Source organism: Cupriavidus sp. C2SS-8b, from assembly GCF_057073745.1.
Genome location: NZ_CP172717.1, coordinates 2,642,748 through 2,659,666, shown reverse-complemented (window position 1 = coordinate 2,659,666; position 16,919 = coordinate 2,642,748). Strand labels below are relative to the sequence as shown.

General features: G+C 67.6%; 13 protein-coding genes. 11 read left to right on the top strand and 2 right to left on the bottom strand.

The window, feature by feature from the left end; all coding sequences use genetic code 11:
- Window positions 1–44 precede the first annotated feature (44 nt).
- The 8 genes from ACIGJB_RS28940 to ACIGJB_RS28905 all read left to right on the top strand — a co-directional run bounded on the left by ACIGJB_RS28940 (window position 45) and on the right by ACIGJB_RS28905 (window position 12,045).
- A complete protein-coding gene (locus tag ACIGJB_RS28940; protein WP_483734695.1) occupies window positions 45–1,028 on the top strand; it encodes a DUF1839 family protein in 984 nt (327 codons plus the stop codon).
- The gene (locus tag ACIGJB_RS28935; protein ID WP_483733363.1) at window positions 1,025–3,145 is read left to right on the top strand and encodes a glycoside hydrolase family 2 protein; all 2,121 of its coding nucleotides are present in this window, start codon (window positions 1,025–1,027) and stop codon (window positions 3,143–3,145) included. The genes ACIGJB_RS28940 and ACIGJB_RS28935 overlap by 4 nt, the downstream gene beginning before the upstream one ends.
- Window positions 3,146–3,496: 351 nt before the next feature.
- Entirely contained in the window at window positions 3,497–4,219 is a 723-nt protein-coding gene (locus tag ACIGJB_RS28930) for a Crp/Fnr family transcriptional regulator (RefSeq protein ID WP_483712814.1), read from the top strand.
- A gap of 93 nt (window positions 4,220–4,312) precedes the next feature.
- A complete protein-coding gene (locus tag ACIGJB_RS28925) occupies window positions 4,313–6,724 on the top strand; it encodes a polysaccharide biosynthesis tyrosine autokinase (protein WP_483733362.1) in 2,412 nt (803 codons plus the stop codon).
- A 279-nt stretch (window positions 6,725–7,003) separates the two neighbouring features.
- Window positions 7,004–7,255, top strand: coding sequence for an acyl carrier protein (locus ACIGJB_RS28920; protein ID WP_483712812.1), 252 nt, complete (start codon window positions 7,004–7,006; stop codon window positions 7,253–7,255).
- Window positions 7,252–8,451: an acyl-CoA dehydrogenase family protein gene (locus tag ACIGJB_RS28915; protein ID WP_483733361.1), complete on the top strand. Its 1,200-nt coding sequence runs from the start codon at window positions 7,252–7,254 to the stop codon at window positions 8,449–8,451. The genes ACIGJB_RS28920 and ACIGJB_RS28915 overlap by 4 nt, the downstream gene beginning before the upstream one ends.
- 10 nt (window positions 8,452–8,461) lie before the next feature.
- Window positions 8,462–9,466 (top strand): amino acid--[acyl-carrier-protein] ligase, encoded by a 1,005-nt coding sequence (locus tag ACIGJB_RS28910; RefSeq protein WP_483733360.1) that lies wholly within the window; start codon window positions 8,462–8,464, stop codon window positions 9,464–9,466.
- A gap of 20 nt (window positions 9,467–9,486) precedes the next feature.
- Window positions 9,487–12,045 (top strand): beta-mannosidase, encoded by a 2,559-nt coding sequence (locus ACIGJB_RS28905; protein ID WP_483733359.1) that lies wholly within the window; start codon window positions 9,487–9,489, stop codon window positions 12,043–12,045.
- 72 nt (window positions 12,046–12,117) lie between these two features.
- On the opposite strand, the gene ACIGJB_RS28900 is transcribed toward ACIGJB_RS28905, so the two are convergent.
- Window positions 12,118–13,158 carry a DUF1839 family protein gene (locus ACIGJB_RS28900; protein WP_483733358.1) on the bottom strand — a complete coding sequence of 347 codons (1,041 nt, stop codon included), beginning with the start codon at window positions 13,156–13,158 and terminating at the stop codon, window positions 12,118–12,120.
- Between the two features lie 256 nt (window positions 13,159–13,414).
- On the opposite strand from ACIGJB_RS28900, the gene ACIGJB_RS28895 reads away from it, so the two are divergent.
- From ACIGJB_RS28895 to ACIGJB_RS28885, 3 genes are all read left to right on the top strand, one after another.
- Window positions 13,415–14,533 (top strand): acyltransferase family protein, encoded by a 1,119-nt coding sequence (locus tag ACIGJB_RS28895; RefSeq protein ID WP_483733357.1) that lies wholly within the window; start codon window positions 13,415–13,417, stop codon window positions 14,531–14,533.
- A gap of 218 nt (window positions 14,534–14,751) precedes the next feature.
- Window positions 14,752–15,369, top strand: coding sequence for a sugar transferase (locus ACIGJB_RS28890; protein ID WP_483733356.1), 618 nt, complete (start codon window positions 14,752–14,754; stop codon window positions 15,367–15,369).
- A 63-nt stretch (window positions 15,370–15,432) separates the two neighbouring features.
- On the top strand, window positions 15,433–16,104 hold the full coding sequence (locus tag ACIGJB_RS28885) for a hypothetical protein (RefSeq protein WP_483733355.1): 672 nt from the start codon (window positions 15,433–15,435) through the stop codon (window positions 16,102–16,104).
- Window positions 16,105–16,154: 50 nt separating this feature from the next.
- Here the strand turns inward: ACIGJB_RS28885 and ACIGJB_RS28880 are convergent, their stop codons facing one another.
- On the bottom strand, window positions 16,155–16,823 hold the full coding sequence (locus ACIGJB_RS28880; RefSeq protein WP_483733354.1) for an acetyltransferase: 669 nt from the start codon (window positions 16,821–16,823) through the stop codon (window positions 16,155–16,157).
- Between the last annotated feature and the right edge of the window lie 96 nt (window positions 16,824–16,919).

Genomic DNA, 16,919 nt, shown 5'->3' with positions numbered 1-16,919 from the left:
GCGCGCCCGCGAACGCAACGTCTTGGCACGCGCGGAGGCCAATGGTGTACGGCGACACAAAGATGCGTGGGCGTGGCGGTCCGGGATTGCGCGGTGGAAATCCGGTCTGGTCGCACGTCAACAGCCACGTCGATCTGTGGATCGAACTGCTGCATGGCCTGGACCTGCCACCGATCGCTGCGCTGCCTTGCACGGTCAGGCAGGCGTTTGAAGCGGACCACTTCACGCAGTGCCGGATACCCGAAGCCGACCTCGAGCGGCTGTTCGGACTGAGCATCCATGCGCTGACCTTGTATGACTCGCTCGAGAGCCACGTGGCCGCGCAGACCAGCCGCGGCAATATCGTGGTGATGGAAGTCGACAGCAGCCAGCTCCCGCCTGCGCCGGGTACGGCCTACCATCGACAGCGCACGCTCTCGTGCATCGGCATCGACGTGATGATCCCCGATGCGCTGGCGGTGGGGTATTTCCATTCGGACGGTTATCACACGGCCAGCGGCGAGGACTACACCGCGCTCTTCGGCCGGGTGGCCGGCACCCGCGACCCGGAAGTCCAGCTCTTCACCCATGCCGACGTGGTGCGCCGCAATCCCTGCACGCACAGCGAGGCATCGTTGCTGCAGGCCTCCCTGGAGCTGTTTCGCTTTCACCTGGCGAACCGCCCGTCCGACAATCCGGTCAGCACCTTCCGCGCCGCATTCCCCGAGCATCTCGAGCGCCTGATGGCGCGTGGCGAGCCCGGCTTTCATCACTATGCGGCCGGCGTGCTGCGCCAGCTCGGCGCCAACTTCGAACTGCTTGCGCGTTATCTGCGCTGGCTGGTCGCGCAGGGCGAGCCGGTGCCCGACAAGACCGCCGAGGCCTGCTACACGATGGCCTCGGAGGCCATGGTCATGCAGTTCCGGCTGATGCGCGCGGTGATCAGCCGCAAGCCCGACACCTGCGAGGATTGCCTGGACCAGCTCGAAGCCTCGTACCAGGCTTGCGTACCGGTGTTGGCACGGCATTTCGCGGGGAGCAAGGCGTGACGACCGTGCCCGCCATCGCCGCGTGCGTGCGCCGCGATGCGCGGCTGCCCGGCGTGCTGCGCGTGCCGGGCGACTGGTCGTGGCTCGAAACCCTGCCTGGCGCCGCGGACAGCCCGGCCTGCCTGGACGAGCGCGCGGCGTGGCTGCCGGCGCCGGTGCCGGGCACCGTGGCCGACGCCTTGCGCGTGGCAGGCCGCTGGCGCGAAACCACGCCAGTCGCGGTGCATCGGCACGATTACTGGTATCGCCTGCGCTTTGCCGGTACCGGGCGCCGGCTGCTGCGCTTGCGCGGCGTGGCCGGCGCGGCGCAGGCCTGGGTGAACGGGCGCCCGATCGCCGCACCGCAGGCACTGTGCGATGCCTGCGATGCCGAAGTGGAGCTGGCTGGCATCAACACCCTGCACCTGTGCTTCCGGGCCAGCGTGCCGCGCCTGCATGCGGCACGCGGCACGCTGTGCTGGCGCACGGCTCCGGCGTTCCAGTCAGCCCGCGTCATCGGACATGCCGCTGCCGAGGACACGCCGCTGCACGCAGTGGGCTTGTTGCAGCCCGTCGAAATGCTTGAACTGGGCGGCAGCGACGTGCTCGCCGATGCCGCGGTGGATCTGCGCGCCGGACTTCACGATGGCGCGGGCCGTGTGGCCCTGCGCCTGCACCTGCACGGTGAAGCACCGGCGCAGGCGAGCCTGAGCCTTTGCAACGCGGATGGCGCCGTGCATGCGCCGCTCTTGCGCGAGAACGCCTTTACGCTGTCCGCCGATGTGCGCGTGGACGCTCCGCGCTTCTGGTGGCCCCATACGCATGGCCAGCCGGCGCAGTATCGCGTGCTGGCCGAAGCGGGCGGACACGTGCTCGATTGCGGCCGGCTCGCCTTGCGCAGCGTGCGCGTCGACCGGCAGGGAAGCGATCCCTTGCCCCGCATCAACGATGTGCCGGTGTTCTGCCGGGGCGCGCGCCTGGACGCCGCCGAGCTGGCTGCGCTCGTGTCGTCGCCGCTGGCCGCGCGCCACCGGTTGCGCCTTGCGCGCGGAGCCGGCCTGAACGCGCTGGTTCTCGATCGCGACTGCGCGCCGCCTGCCGATTTGCACAGCGCCTGCGACGCGGTCGGCATCCTGCTCTGGCGCGAAGGCATGCAAGCGCCCGACACCGCATGGTTTCCCGAGATCGCAGCCGTGCCGTGCGCGCGCACGCTCGATGCGCTTGGCCTGTCGCAAGCGGTCGGCGACGCGCGCTGGAAGGCCGGCGTACTTCACCGGAGCGGCACGCTGTGCGATGCCGAGGACGCGCGCGACCGGCACTTGCTCGCGCTGTACGGCGTGGATCCGCCGCGGCTGCGCCGCACGGATCCGCAGCGTTATCTGCGCCTGTCGCGTGCGCTGGCCGCGGAACTGGCGAACGACTTCATTGCCGGTTGCCGTCGCGTTGGCGGCCAGTCCGGACTGGCGCTGGTGCCGGCGCTGCGCGATGTGGCGCTGGCCAATGGTGCGGGTGTCGTCGATGTGCAGGGACGGCCGAAATCGGCCTGGCATGCAATGCGGGCCGCATGCCGCCCGCTGCAGGTCCTGCTCGGGACCGATGCCGCGGGCCGCCTGCGCGTGGACCTGCTGAACGAGACCGCGAGCGCGCGAGACGTCCGCCTCAGGGTCTGCTGGATCCGCAACGGCATGCACGTACACGCCGAGTCAATGCAAGGGCTGCAGCTGGCGCCACGTCATTCGCTGATGCTGACGCCGCTGCCGCAGCATGGCGAGGCGCCCGAAGCGGGCGATATCGTGCTGGCCACGCTGACCGACGCCCGCAGCGGCGAGCCGCTCAGCCAGGCGGCGCACGTGCCCGATCGCCGCGCGCAGGCGCTGCCGCAGGCGGGCCTGCAAGCCGAAGTGCGACACGACGCGGGGCACTGGTGGCTGCAGATATCGGCCACGCATTTCGCGCGCTGGGTGCATATCGAGGACGATGTGCTGCGGCCGGCGCAGGACTGGTTCCATCTCGCGCCCGGTGCGCGGACGCGCATCCGCCTTTTGCATGAAGGCGGCCATACGTCTCAACCCGGAGTCATGCCCGCCGGCAAGGTGTGGGCGCTGAACCAGGACCACCCCGCCTGCTACGCCGCATAGCGGTACTCCGCCATTGCCCGCGTGCAGGCACGCGCCGCGCGCATGCAGCCCTGCATGTCCGCTTTCCGGCCGACCTACCAATGGATGACGGCGCACCAACCGTCTGCCTACTGTCCCATTGGCAATCCATAGCGCTAAATACAGAAACCGGGTCAGGTGCAATGCCGCGGGGTGCGGGTCCGCGGCAGGCCTGTCCGGGAGGAAACACCAATGAAAAGCGCCGGCACGGCGGGACAAGCCGCCGGCAGGCCGGTCCGGTGCGGCCGAACCCCATGGCAATGTGGCAGCGTGGCGGGGCGGTGACACCGGCAGGTAGATTCTTGCCCGGATACGGGATTGGGGGGTACGGAAATGATCACGCATCGCTCGGATCTGAATGCCAACTATCTGCTCAATGCCTTGCCGCGCAGCGAATGGGAATCGCTGGCGCAGCACATCGAGCTGGTGCGCCTGCGTGCCGGCGAGCTGTTGACGGATTCGGGGCAGCGCATCGTCCATGTGTACTTCCCCACCACGTCGGTGGTGTCGCTGCTGTCCTTGCTGGAAGACGGCGCCACCGTGGAAATCGCCGCGGTCGGCAACGAAGGCCTGGTTGGCGTGCCGGTGGTGACCGGCGGCGACACCATGCCCTGCCGCGTGGAAGTGCGCAGCCCGGGCCTGGCCTACCGCGTCCCCGCGCGGCTGCTGCGCAGCGAGTTGCCGCGCACGCCCACGCTGCAACGGATCACGCTGCTCTACGTGCAGGCCATGCTCACGCAAATCGCGCAGACGGCCGCCTGTAACCGGCACCATTCGCTGAACAAGCAACTGTGCCGCTGGCTGCTGCTGGCGGTGGACCGGCTCAGCTCGAACGAGCTGGTGATCACGCAGCAGGTCATCGCCAACATGCTCGGCGTGCGCCGCGAGGGCGTGACCGAAGCCGCCGGCAAGCTCGAAGACCTTGGCCTGATCCATCACAGCCGCGGCCACATCACGGTGCTGGATCGCTGCGGGCTCGAGAAGCATTCCTGCGAGTGCTACAAGCTGGTCAAGCGCGAATACGACCGCCTGCTGCCGGCACTGGCGCATGCGTGAGGCGGGCACGCCGCACCAGAACCGCCATGGCCGGTGCCGCAGCACACGCTGCGTGTCCGGCCTTCATCGCTTTGAGGATGAGGAGTCGTTTCCGTGAGCAGACTGTCCTATGCCGGTGCACCGGCCGACCGGGAGATGCCCCGGCATGAAGCCCCGGCGGCGCGGGCCTTGCGGGCTCGCGTCCTGATGGACCACCTGGGCTGGATCGTCGCCGCCGGAGCGCTCGGCGCGGCCATCGGCGGCATGGTGGCGCTGTCGTCCCCGCTGGAATACCGTGCCCAGGCGCTGGTGCAGGTGGAAGGCAAGGATGGCGCCGCGCGCAATGCCGCGCAGACGCAGCCGGGCGCGCAGCTCGACGCCGGCCTGCTGCGCAGCCGTGCCATCGTGGCGCCGGTGGTCGAGGCACTGCACCTGGACATCACCGCGCGGCCGGTGCGCGCGCCGCTGCTCGGCGCGCTGTTCGAGCGATGGTCCACGCCGGGCCAGCCGCGTGGCACGTGGCTTGGCTATGCATGGGGCGGCGAGCGGCTCCTGCTGGACCGCCTGGCCGTGCCGGAGCGGCTGGTGGACCAGCCCATGATGTTCGAAGTGCTGCGCGATGGCAGCTACCGCATCAGCTACCAGGACACCGCGCTGGTCGAAGGCGTGGTCGGCGAGAATGCCGCCGGCAACGGCGTGGAGCTGCGCGTGGCGCGCATCGAGGCCGCGCCCGGCACGCGCTTCGTGCTAACGCGCCACGACCCGGCCCGCACCGCCGATGCAATCCGGCAGGGCCTGGTCGTCGACAGCGAAAGCGCCGAGTCCGGTGGCAGCACGGTCCGCGTCGCCTGGCAATCTCCGGAGCCGGATGCCGCCGCCGCGCTCGTCAACGGCGTGACGGCCGCCTACATCCGCGGACAGACCGCCCAGCGCCGCGGCGACGTTGCCGACTCGCTGGCCTTCCTGACCGGCGAGTTGCCGCGCGTACAGGCCGAACTCGCGCGTGCCGAAGAGGCGCAGAGCCGCTATCGCGCCCGCACCGGTTCGATGCAGCCAAGCCGCGACGCGCAATCGTTCCTGAACAACAGCATGGAGTACCAGCGCCAGATCACTGCGCTCAGGATGGAACGGACCAAGCTGCTGCAGCGCTTCACCACGGATGCGAACGAGGTCAAGACCGTCGACAGCCAGATCCAGCAGATGACACGCGATCGCGCCGAGATCGACGCCCGCATGCAGAGCCTGTCGGCCTCCGAACGCGAGTCGGTGGCGCTGGCGCGCGACGTCAAGGTGGCCGAGGACATGTACATGACGCTGCGCACGAAAGTCGAGCAGTTGTCGCTGCTGCGCTCGGACAACTCCAGCCAGATGCGCCTGGTCGACAAGGCCATCGTCCCGGCGCGCTCGGTCGGCCCCGGAGCCTGGCCGTACGTCTCCGGCGGGCTGCTGCTGGGGCTGTGCCTGGGCGTGGCCGGCGTCGGCGTGCGCCAGCGCCTGAAGCCATCGCTGGCCACGGCCAACGATGCCGAGCAGCGGCTTGGCATTGCCATGCTCGGCGATGTCGCCTTCAGCGACGAACAGGCGGAGCTCGAACGCGAGATCGACGCCAAGCGGCGCCTGGGCATTGCCGCGGGCTTTGCGTTGCACGCGAACGGCCGCCTCGAGGCCCCGCGCGCGGGCACGGCGCTGGTCGATGCATCGGCCAGTGACGAGTCCGACAGCGAATACGCGGAAAGCGAACGGCTGCTCAGGCAGGGACTGCATGACCATTTCCTGCTGGCCCGGCGCGCGCCGCATTCGCTCGCCGTGGAGGGGCTGCGCAGCTTGCGCGCGGCGCTGCATTTCTCGCTGCGCGGTGCGCCCGATGGCGTGGTGGCCGTGACCAGCCCCGCGGTGGGTGCGGGCAAGACGTTCTCCGCGGTCAATCTCGCGGTGCTGTTCGCGGAAGCCGGCCAGCGCGTGCTGCTGGTCGATGCGGACCTGCGCCGCGGCAAGATCGCCGACTGGTTCGACCAGCCGCCTGAAGGCGGGCTTGCCGAAGTCCTGGCCGGCCGCCTGCAGATTGCCGAGGCCGTCCGGCCGACCGTGGTCAGCGGGCTGTTCATCCTCACGCACGGCCAGACGCCAGCCAACCCGTCCGAGCTGCTGATGCTGCCAACGCTGGCGGACAACCTGCGCCGCTGCGCGGGCCGCTTCGACCTGGTCATCGTCGACACGCCGCCCGTGATGGCGGTGGCCGACGCGACGCTGGTCGCCAGCCTGGCGGGATCGACGCTGCTGGTCATTCGCGCCGACGCCACGCCGGCGGAGCAGGTCAACGAAACCCTCAAGCGCCTGGCGCGCGCCGATGCTCGGCTGATGGGCGGCATCCTGAATGGCGTGGTGCAGCGGCGCAGCAACCGCGCGGATTTCAACAGCATCAATCCTTACCTCGGGATGCCCTTGCCGCGCGCCGCGATCAAGCATCCGGCGTTGACCAACCATGCCGACAAGGCGGCGGACGCATCCGGTACGAAGGCCGCATGAGGCAGCCCGGCGGCAGCCGGGCGTACCCGTTTCTGCGTGGCCCCATCCGCGTCCATTCCGCGTTCATTCGGCGTCCATTCGGCGTCCGATAGCGATCGGCGCGCGGGTCCCATACCACGATCAGTGTCCTCCGCTCGCGACGATGCATGGCTGCAACATCCGGGGCGATCCGGTGATTCGAACATGCAACGTTCGTGTGGCACCGCACCGATTTCTTCCACTGGTTTAGGCCAAATGGGTGGACACACGGGCAAGCAGCCCGGCCACGGGAGCGCAAGCATGAAAGCAGCGATACGTACCATCCTTTCAGAAGTCGCCCGCCTCGATGTACCGGTGGAGTCGTTGGACGACCAGGCCGACCTGTATGCGGCGGGACTTTCGTCGCTGGCCACCGTGCATGTCATGCTCGCGATGGAGAACGAATTCGGCATCGAGATCCCTGACCGGCTCTTGACCCGCCAGTTGTTCCGCAGCATCAACTCGCTGGCCGCCGCGGCGGAGCTGATCAAGCAAGAACAGGAGGCCGCATGAAACCCGTCCTTGCCAGCGTGGAGCTGGCGCATCCGCGGCCCGATGTCATGGAGGCCGGCGACTGGCTGGCCGCAGCGCATCGCACGGTGCCCGAGGCGGCCCGCTTTGCGGACCAGGTTGACGGCGACGCGCGTTTTCCGCACGAAGCCTTCGCGGTGCTGCGCGAGCAGAAGCTGCTGGGCGCCATGGTGCCGGTGGCCTTCGGTGGCGGCGGCGCGTCCCTGGACACCATCGCAGGCGTCTGCCGCATCCTTGGCGGCGCCTGTGCCTCGACCGGGATGATCTACGCCATGCACCAGATCCAGGTGGCGTGCCTGGTCAACCATGCGAGCGACAGCGCCTGGCATGCGCAGCTGTTGCGGCGCCTGGCCGGCGAACAGTTGCTGCTGGCCTCGGCCACGTCGGAAGAAGCCATCGGCGGCGCCTTGCGCAACAGCGGCTGCGCCATCAATGTCGACGGCGCCAGCCTGCACCTGCTCAAGATGGCGCCGACCATCTCCTATGGCGCGCACGCGGATGGCATTCTCGTGACCGCGCGGCGCAGTGCCGATGCTTCGCCGTCGGACCAGGTCATGGTCAGCGTGCTCAAGCCCGACTATGCGCTGGAAAGCCTGTCCACGTGGGACACGCTGGGCATGCGCGGCACCTGCAGCAATGGCTACCGGCTGGAAGCCCGTGGCCATACCGACCAGGTTCTCCCGGTGCCGTTCGGTGAAATCGCCGACGCCACCATGACGCCCGTGTCGCACATCCTGTGGTCCGCGTTGTGGACCGGCATTGCGGCCGATGCGGTCCAGCGTGCCAAGTCGCTGTTCCAGGGCCAGGCCCGCGCCCGCCCCGGAACACTGCCGCCATCGGCCACGCGCGTGGCGGAAGCCGTGGCCATCATCCAGATGCTGGAAGGCAGGCTCGAACTCGCGCTGACGCACCAGCGCGAGCGTGACGCGGGCCAGAGCATGTCGGCGACTTTCAACCTGGCGGCGGAAATGAATGGCCTGAAGACCAGCGTGTCGGCCATGGCGCTGGAAGCGGTGCATATCGCGATGCTGGTCTGCGGCATGGCTGGCTACAAGCACGGCACACCCTTCAGCCTGGGCCGCCACCTGCGCGACCTGTGGTCCGCGCCGCTCATGATCAACAACGATCGCATCCTGACCAACACCGCCAACCTGTTGCTGGCGGACCGGTCCGCGTAAGGAACCGACCATGGAAAATGCCAGCAGCGCTTATGCGCCGGACGACGAATCGCCGGCCGCTTCCGGCCGCAGCTATGCCTCGCCACAGCCCGCGCCCGATCCGGACGCCGGGCGCCGCGCTTACCGGCAGGCGCTGATCGATGCGCGCGTGCTGTATCCCAGCGCGGTCGACGGCATCTACGGCCGCAGCGGCTTGTTCGAGAGCATCGCCGATGGCCTGAACGCCGCCGTGACCCGGCTTGGCGCCGACCAGCACGCGGAGGTGATGCGCTTTCCCCCGGCCATGCCGCGCCAGGATTTCGAGGCCAGCGAGTACCTCAAGAGCTTTCCGCAACTGGCGGGTACGGTGCATTGCTTCTGCGGCAGCGATCGCGACCACCACCGCCTGCTGGCGCGGCTCGAGCAAGGCGAGGAATGGGCCGACCAGCAGCGCCCGACCGATGTCGTGCTGGCGCCCGCGGCGTGCTATCCGGTGTATCCGCTGATTGCGTCGCGCGGACCCATGCCCGTAGACGGGATGGTGGTCGACGTGCTGACATACTGCTTCCGCCATGAGCCATCGATCGATCCGGCACGCATGCAGATGTTCCGGCAGCGCGAATACGTGCGGCTCGGTACGGCCGAGCAGATCGTCGCGTTCCGTCAGGTGTGGATCGAGCGCGGCAAGCAGCTTGCCGGCATGCTGGAGCTGCCCCATGAGGTCGACCTGGCGAACGATCCGTTCTTTGGCCGCGGCGGCAAGATCGTCGCCGACAGCCAGCGCGAACTGAAGCTGAAGTTCGAACTGCTGGTGCCGATCAACGATGGCGCGCCGCCCACGGCCTGCATGAGTTTCAACTACCACATGGACCATTTTGCCCATGCGTGGCCCTTGCGCACGGCGGACGGCGAGCCGGCCCACACCGGTTGCGTCGGCTTCGGCATCGAGCGCCTGACGCTGGCGTTGCTGCGCCATCACGGCTTCGAGCTGGCGAAGTGGCCGCGGCGCGTGCGCGAGGCGCTCGGGGGCCTCTGACACGCCGCGGCGAGTGCCTCATGACGCAGCACAACTGCCTGGACACCAGCCGTGTGCCGATCTGGGGCGCCGTGCCGGCCGGCCGGCCAGGGATCGGCATCGTGAGCGCCGCGCTCGACGGGGCATGGACCTGGGCGCAAACGGCCGCCGGCGCCGCGCCAAGTCCCGCCGCCTTGCAGGCGGGCATGGCGTGGTTGCCGGCCCCGGTGCCGGGCACCGTCGCCGGCGCGCTGCGCGCCGCGGGGCGCTGGGACGACGCGGCACCGCCGCCCTTGCACGTGCACGACCATTGGTATCGCACCACGTTCGCCGGCCAGGGCCGCAGGACGCTGCGCTTCAACGGCCTGGCCACGGTCGCCGAAGTCTGGCTCAACGGCACGCTGGTCCTGAGCACGCGGCACATGTTTGTCGCGCACGAGGTCGAGGTCGACCTTGCCGGCGACAACGTGCTGCATATCTGCTTTCGCGCGCTCGAACCGTGGCTGCGCAAGCAGCGCGGTCCGGTGCGCTGGAAGCCAAGGATGATCGTGCCGCCGCAGTTGCGCGCGGTGCGCACGACGCTGCTCGGCCACATGCCGGGCTGGTGCCCGCCGGTCCATGCGGTCGGTCCCTGGCGGCCCGTGGAACTGCTGGATCCGGCCAGCGGCGATATCCTGCACGGCCTGCGTGCCGACCTGCGCGCGCGCATGCAGGAACACAGCGGCGTGGTCTCGGTGCGCCTGCATTTTCCGGCAACGGCGCCCGCGTCGGGATCGTTCGCGGTCAGCGACGAAGCGGGAGGCCGCCATCGGGGCGCGTTGACGCGAATCGATGGCCACACGCTGGAAGGTGCCATCCATATCGATCGCCCGCGGCTATGGTGGCCGCATACGCATGGCGAACCGCATCTCTACGGCGTCGAGGCGATGATTGAAGGGCACAGCGTCCACTGCGGCCGCGTGGGCTTTCGCAGTGTCTCGCTCGGCCTGACTGAGGCAATGGGCGAGTTCGCCCCGCACATCAATGGCGAGCGGATCTTCTGCCGCGGCGCCTGCATTTCCAGCGTGGACCTGCCCGGCCTGGCCGATACCGAAGACGCGTCCAGGCGCTGGCTGGCACTGGCGCGCGCGGGCGGCATGAATATGGTCCGCGTGAGCGGCGTGACGTGCTATCCGGGCGACGCCTTCTATCGGGTTTGCGATGAACTGGGCGTGCTGGTCTGGCAAGACTTCATGTTTGCCAACTTCGATTACGGCAGCATCGGACCCGGCGTTGGCCTGACGGACGATGCGGCGCGCGAAGTGGCCGAGTGGCTGACTTCGACGCGCACGCATCCGTCGATCGCGGTGGTCTGCGGTGCCAGCGAAGCGGAGCAGCAGGCCGCCATGCTCGGGGCCGCGCGCAGTGACTGGAAGCAACCGCTGTTCGATGCCTTGATGCCGGACCTGGTTGCCACGCATCGGCCCGATGTCGTGTATGTCGGCAACTCGCCTAGCGGCGGTGCCTTGCCGTTCCAGCCCGATACCGGCGTCAGCCACTATTACGGCGTCGGTGCCTACCAGCGGCCGCTGGCCGACGCGCGCCTGGCGCAGGTGCGGTTCGCCTCCGAATGCCTGGCCTTCGCCAATGTCCCGTGCGACCGCACGCTCGCTGAGAGCGGTTCGCCCCCGCTGCATTCGCCGCGCTGGAAAGCGAGGGTGCCGCGCGATGCCGGCGCCTCGTGGGACTTCGAGGATGTGCGCGAACACTACCTGCGCACCTTGTATGACGTCGATCCCGCGCGCCTGCGCTATGAGCAGCCGCAGCGCTACCTGATGCTGTCGCGCGCGGTGGTGGCCGAGGTGATGAGCGATGTCTTCGCCGAATGGCGGCGTGTCGGCTCGAGTTGCGCGGGCGGGCTGGTCTGGCAGTTCCAGGATCTGCTGCCGGGTGCCGGCTGGGGCATCGTCGATGCGTGCGGCAGGCCCAAATCGGCCTGGCATGCGTTGAGGCAGGCCTGGCAGCCGCTTCAGGTACTGATCACCGATGAAGGCCTCAACGGCCTGCACCTGCACGTGCTCAACGAAACGGCGCAGGCGCGTGCGTTGTGGCTGGAGCTGCGTTGCCTGCGCGATGGCGAGATCGTCGTGGCCCAGGCGCGCCAGCTGGTCCAGCTGCCTGCCCACGGCGCGGCCTGCATAGAGGCGGCGGCGCTGCTCGACCGGTTCTTCGATTTCACCTATGCCTACCGCTTCGGCCCGCCCACGCACGACGTGGTGCACGCAACGCTGCGCGCGGAAGCGGGCGGCGAACCGCTGAGCCAGGCCGTGTACCTGCCTGATCGCCGCGCCGCCGCACTCAAGGCGCCGGATCTGCAAGCCCGGCTCGAACGCGTGGATGACGACTGGTGGCTCACCGTCACGGCCCGGCGCTTCGCACGCTGGGTGCATATCGAAGACCGCAGCTACGACGCCAGCGAGAACTGGTTCCATCTCGCGCCGGGCGACAGCCGGCGGCTTCGGCTCGTGTTCGATGGCCAGGCCGGCGGCGATGCCGCGCCGGCGCCCTCCGGCGAAATCTACGCGCTCAACGCCGAGCACCCGCTTGGCTACGACGGATAGCGGCGCACGACATGCGCGCTGTGGTGCGCGCGATTCCAGTCGCCTGCGAGGCGACGGGAATCGCCGAAGGCTTCAGGCGGCCGCCGCGACTGCGACTGTGGGGCCGAAGGCCGCACGCAGCTTGTCGATGGTCTTCTCGTAGCTGGACTCCAATGCTTCCAGGCTCTGCGTGCAAGGATCGGCGCGGCGGCGCGCTACGGCGCGGGCGAGGCGGAACTGCAGCACCTTTGCTTCCGTTGCGATGGCGCTTGCCGTCTCGGCGGCCTCGGCCGTCAACGTTGTACCGCGGCCCTGCTCGTCGAGCCACCGTAGCCAGTGATGCAGCATCTCGAAGTTAGCACCGAGCTGACGGGGCAGGTTGAAGGTGTAGAGGTGGAAGTAGGCTTCGTCACGCGCCAGCAGCGTATCCATATGCGCGTCGAATTCCTGGCGCCATTGGCTGACGGGATTGATGGCGGGCAGGCGCTCCAGATGCTGGCGCATCAGCGCGACCGAGGCATCTGCCATCGCAGGCATGGCCAGCGCGGGCCGCACGCGCTTGGCGCATTCGGCATAGGGAAACAGGATGTTGCCGTTGCCGCTCAGTTCCGGCGACAGCCGCAACAGGCCGCGATAATCCTCGTCCTGCGCGCTGTGATAGCCGAGGCTGTGGAAATACGAAAGCCGTTGCGCCTGGGGATTGATGTAGTCGATCGCCACCGTGGTCTTGACGTGCTCGCGCCGGTACGCCGTGGCGTGCGTATCGGGCAGGTAGAAGCTGTCGACCTCGACCAGCACCGTATGGCCGCGCTCGACCTGCGCGACGACGTGCGCCAGCAGCGTGTCATAGACCGCCATTTCCTGGACCACCGTGCCGTACAGCGTTTCCAGGTCGGCTTGCGGATACTTGAAGAAGGTGAAGTGGTCGCCTTCGAAGTCCTGCGCCACCGTGAACGGCAGCGCGGCGCGCGGATCGAGGCCCCAGGCGTGCAGCAGTTCGACCCACAGGTCGATATAGCAGTTGGTTTCCTGCCAGATCGCATCGGGACCGTGCAGCGGGTGGGGGGGAAGCGTGGCTGGCGTGGTGGCGTCGAGTCCGCCACCGCCTTCGCTGGGTACGGTCGTAGATTTCATGGGGATCCTCTGCACCGGTCAACGCCGGGCGTGTAGCAAGCCCGATCGTCGAGGCTGACTGTACCGATGCCGCCGGGCTGCATCGGTGCGCTCTCCAACAGATGCCCGGCGCCACGTGGGGACGGGCGTACCGAACACCACTGCATGTGTGGGACTGGCAACAGTGCTCCCGTTTGCCGAGGGCCACAATGTCAGGACAAAGCCCCCGTTCGGGGCATACATAGCCGTCCAGGCCACGATCGGGAGCACAGTAACCATGTCCAAGCCAATGCTGTCTTCCGTCCAGTGCCTGCGTGCCATCGCAGCGATGGCGGTCGTTGCCTACCATTGCGCCGCCACCATACAGATCCAAGGCTGGAAACCGGGGATCGTGAGCCACGCGTCCGCGTGGGGATGGGCGGGCGTCGACATCTTCTTCTTTATCTCCGGCTTCGTCATGGTGATGACGACCGCGGGGCGAGACCGGGGCGTGGTGGCGGCAAGGGAATTCATGGCCGCCCGGATCGCGCGGATCGCCCCGATGTACTGGCTGCTCACAAGCCTGATGCTGGCGATCGTGTGGGTCGTGCCGAGCCTGAAGACGACGGAGTTCACGCTGGCGCAGGCGGTGACTTCGTATCTCTTCCTCCCCTACGAGGTCAGGGAAAGCGGCAGCTATTACCCGATCCTCTATGTTGGCTGGACGCTGACCTACGAGATGTTTTTCTATGCGATTTTTGCCGTGTCGATCTGCTTCGCGGAAGCACGCAGCCGGCTGGTCCTCGTCGCCATTTTCGCAGGGCTTTCCGTCCTGTCATTGACGCGGCCGTCGGCGTACCTCTTCAGGTTCCTGACCGATCCGTTGTTGCTGGAATTCGTATTCGGCTGCCTGTTCGCCTGGGCCTATCGATCCGGCTTCAGAGTCTCCGCGCGGACCGCGGCCGTCATCATTGCCGCAGGTGTGTTGGGGTTCTGCGTAGGGACGCCTGCCTCCGACATGGCGCACAGGGTCGTATGTGCAGGGATTCCGGCAGCGCTGTTGGTCTCGGGGGTGATCCTCAGGGAAGCCGCGGGCGGCTGGAAGGGCAGTGACCTGCTGCAGCAGGTCGGGGACGCATCCTATTCCCTGTACCTGCTGCAGGCGTTCACGATTCCTGCGTTTGCACGGGTGCTGACCGGAGCGGACAAACATCGCCTCCTGCCAGGGGACCTGATCTGCCTGTCGCTGATGTTTGCGTCGGTGCTGGTAGCGGCCTTTGTCTATCGAACCGTTGAGCGTCCTGTCGATATCAGGCTTCGTGCATGGATCAGGGACTATCGGCAGGCGCGTGCCGCCGGGAACGCCGCGCTGGCCCAACAGGCGGCGAGGGTCACGCAACGCGACCACGGGATGTAAGGGTGAAGGGCACACTGTGCCCGCCGCCACATATCGATCATCGGCAGGCGTTTGCGCTCGATTATATTGATCGAATGGTGCAGATCGGCCAGGGTCTGTCTTTGCACAGAGGGCCAGCGCACGATATCAGGCGGGTGACGAGCCTCGTCCTGCGGTGTTCCGCATCCAGGCTGCGAACGTAGTGGCTTGCCCAGGCGACTTTCAAGGCAGGAAGCATCATGAAGCGCATCTTCGACGTGGTTCTCTCCCTGGTGGGCCTGCTGCTGCTCGCCATTCCTCTTCTGGTCCTGATCTGCGCCGTCCGCCGGAAGCTGGGCACGCCGGTCTTTTTCCGGCAGGTGCGGCCAGGACTGCATGGCCAGCCATTCCATATCGTCAAGTTCCGCACCATGACCGATGCGCGCGGGCCGGATGGCGAGTTGCTGCCCGACCCGGACCGGCTCACGAAGTTCGGTGCTTTCCTTCGCGCTACCAGTCTCGACGAGCTGCCCGAGCTCTGGAACGTCCTCAAAGGCGATATGAGCCTGGTGGGCCCGCGTCCGCTGCTGATGGAGTACCTGCCGCTTTACTCGGCGGAACAGGCGCGTCGCCACGATGTCCGTCCGGGCATCACCGGGCTGGCGCAGATCAGCGGGCGCAATGCGATCAGCTGGGAGGAGAAGTTCAGGCTGGACGTGTGGTATGTGGATCATGTGTCGGTGTGGCTGGATATCGTGGTGCTCTGGCGGACGGTCAACAAGGTGCTGGCGCGGGACGGGATCAGTGCGGCGGGAGAGTTCTCGGCGCCACGGTTCAGGGGGAGCCCACGGCATGCGGCGGATGCCGATGTTGGGTAAGGCCTTCAGCATCATCATTCCGCATTTCGCCGAGGCGGATGCAGACGACGATCTGGAGCGAGCGTGCATATTCCCTGGTTCCTAGTTGCGCGGTTTGGCGATGCCTCTTTCCTGTTTCCGCTCGCGGCCTTTGTTGCGATGCGTCTCGCATACCAGGGGCTCTGGAAGCAGGCCTACTACTGGCTCTTCACACTTTGCGCGGGCGCGTCCGCGATCGTCGCCGGAAAGCTGGCTTTCGAGTTCGGTGGGTGGTCCATCCCCTCTGCCAACCTGTACAGCATCAGCGGACACGCCATGCTGACCGCTGCCGTCTATCCGATGTCGTTGACTGTGCTGGGATCGATCTGGGGCGAAAAGGCGGCCCGCATGGGAACGAGGGCCGGCATTGGCGTGGCATTGCTCGCGGCCGTCGCGCTGATCGCAGGCCGCTATCACACGATGGCGGAGACCGTGATCGGCATGGGCATCGGTTTCATCGTGACGTGGGCGAATCTGCGTCCTTCCCGCAGGAAGATCCCGGCTGTCCGGGCGCCCGCCTTGAATGGCCTGCTGCTAGGCCTGGTCCTGGTCGTGCTGGTTCCTGTATCGCTGTATCCGATCCGCGTTCAGCTGTGGTCGAAAGGGTTGGACTGCCTTGGCGTTACCGAGCGATATTCGCGCAGGATAGCGACTGACCCTATCTCCGGCGGGACCGTCGTGACGATCTTTGTCCAGTGGCGTCGTCTACGTTCCTAGCGGGCTCGCCGCAGACGGGACGCATGGTGGCCGCGCAGGCCACGCCCAACCTATTCGTCACGAATGCGGCGTGAAGCAATCTGGTACGCCCCGGAGGTGACGAACTGCCGGTCCTTGACGTTGGACGACACGCCTGTGTGAGAGTCCACCGTGCATTCCGCGCCGACCCTGACGCCGGGATACACCGTGGCGCGGGTACCCAGGAAGCAGCCGGGCCCGACGGCGGAATTGCCATTCAGTACGACATGCGGGGAAAGCACCGAGCAGTGACCGACGGAAGCCCCATGGCCGATGCCGCAGAACGCATTGGCAACCACGCCGTCCTCCACCGATGCATCGCGGCTCACGACGGTAAACGGGAAGATCAACGCGGCCATGCCCAGGCGGGACGATGTTGAAACCAGTGCCGTGGCATGGACATACGACGGCATCATGGCGCCTTGTTGCGATAGCCAGGCGAGTACCTCGCGACGTGCCCCGGGGGCGCCAATGGCAACCATCACCCCTTGATGGGGCGCGGCAACGAACTGCCGGATCGGACCGAGGTTGGGCCGGTCCACGCCATCCGGTACCTTCCCGGGCGTGTCGTCAATGAAGCCGACCACCGGCGGTCCCCCATCCAGGGCTTCCCTGTCAAGGTAATCAAAGAGCTCCAGCCCCAGGCCGCCGGCCCCGGCGATCACGATGGAGACCACTGAGGAAGCAGTGATGAGTGGCATGGCGACCTCGCCTACGTCAGTCACCGGGGCCTGGCAGAGGGCTCCGGCGCGGGACTTGCAAAAAGCCTGGCCTATCTTGCGTATTCCAGGCACACG

Coding starts and splice junctions, on each gene's coding strand:
- ACIGJB_RS28930 (WP_483712814.1), top strand. CDS start 3,497: ATGATCACGCATCGCTCGGATCTGAATGCCAACTATCTGCTCAATGCC.
- ACIGJB_RS28920 (WP_483712812.1), top strand. CDS start 7,004: ATGAAAGCAGCGATACGTACCATCCTTTCAGAAGTCGCCCGCCTCGAT.
- ACIGJB_RS28915 (WP_483733361.1), top strand. CDS start 7,252: ATGAAACCCGTCCTTGCCAGCGTGGAGCTGGCGCATCCGCGGCCCGAT.
- ACIGJB_RS28910 (WP_483733360.1), top strand. CDS start 8,462: ATGGAAAATGCCAGCAGCGCTTATGCGCCGGACGACGAATCGCCGGCC.
- ACIGJB_RS28905 (WP_483733359.1), top strand. CDS start 9,487: ATGACGCAGCACAACTGCCTGGACACCAGCCGTGTGCCGATCTGGGGC.
- ACIGJB_RS28900 (WP_483733358.1), bottom strand. CDS start 13,158: ATGAAATCTACGACCGTACCCAGCGAAGGCGGTGGCGGACTCGACGCC.
- ACIGJB_RS28895 (WP_483733357.1), top strand. CDS start 13,415: ATGTCCAAGCCAATGCTGTCTTCCGTCCAGTGCCTGCGTGCCATCGCA.
- ACIGJB_RS28890 (WP_483733356.1), top strand. CDS start 14,752: ATGAAGCGCATCTTCGACGTGGTTCTCTCCCTGGTGGGCCTGCTGCTG.
- ACIGJB_RS28880 (WP_483733354.1), bottom strand. CDS start 16,823: ATGCCACTCATCACTGCTTCCTCAGTGGTCTCCATCGTGATCGCCGGG.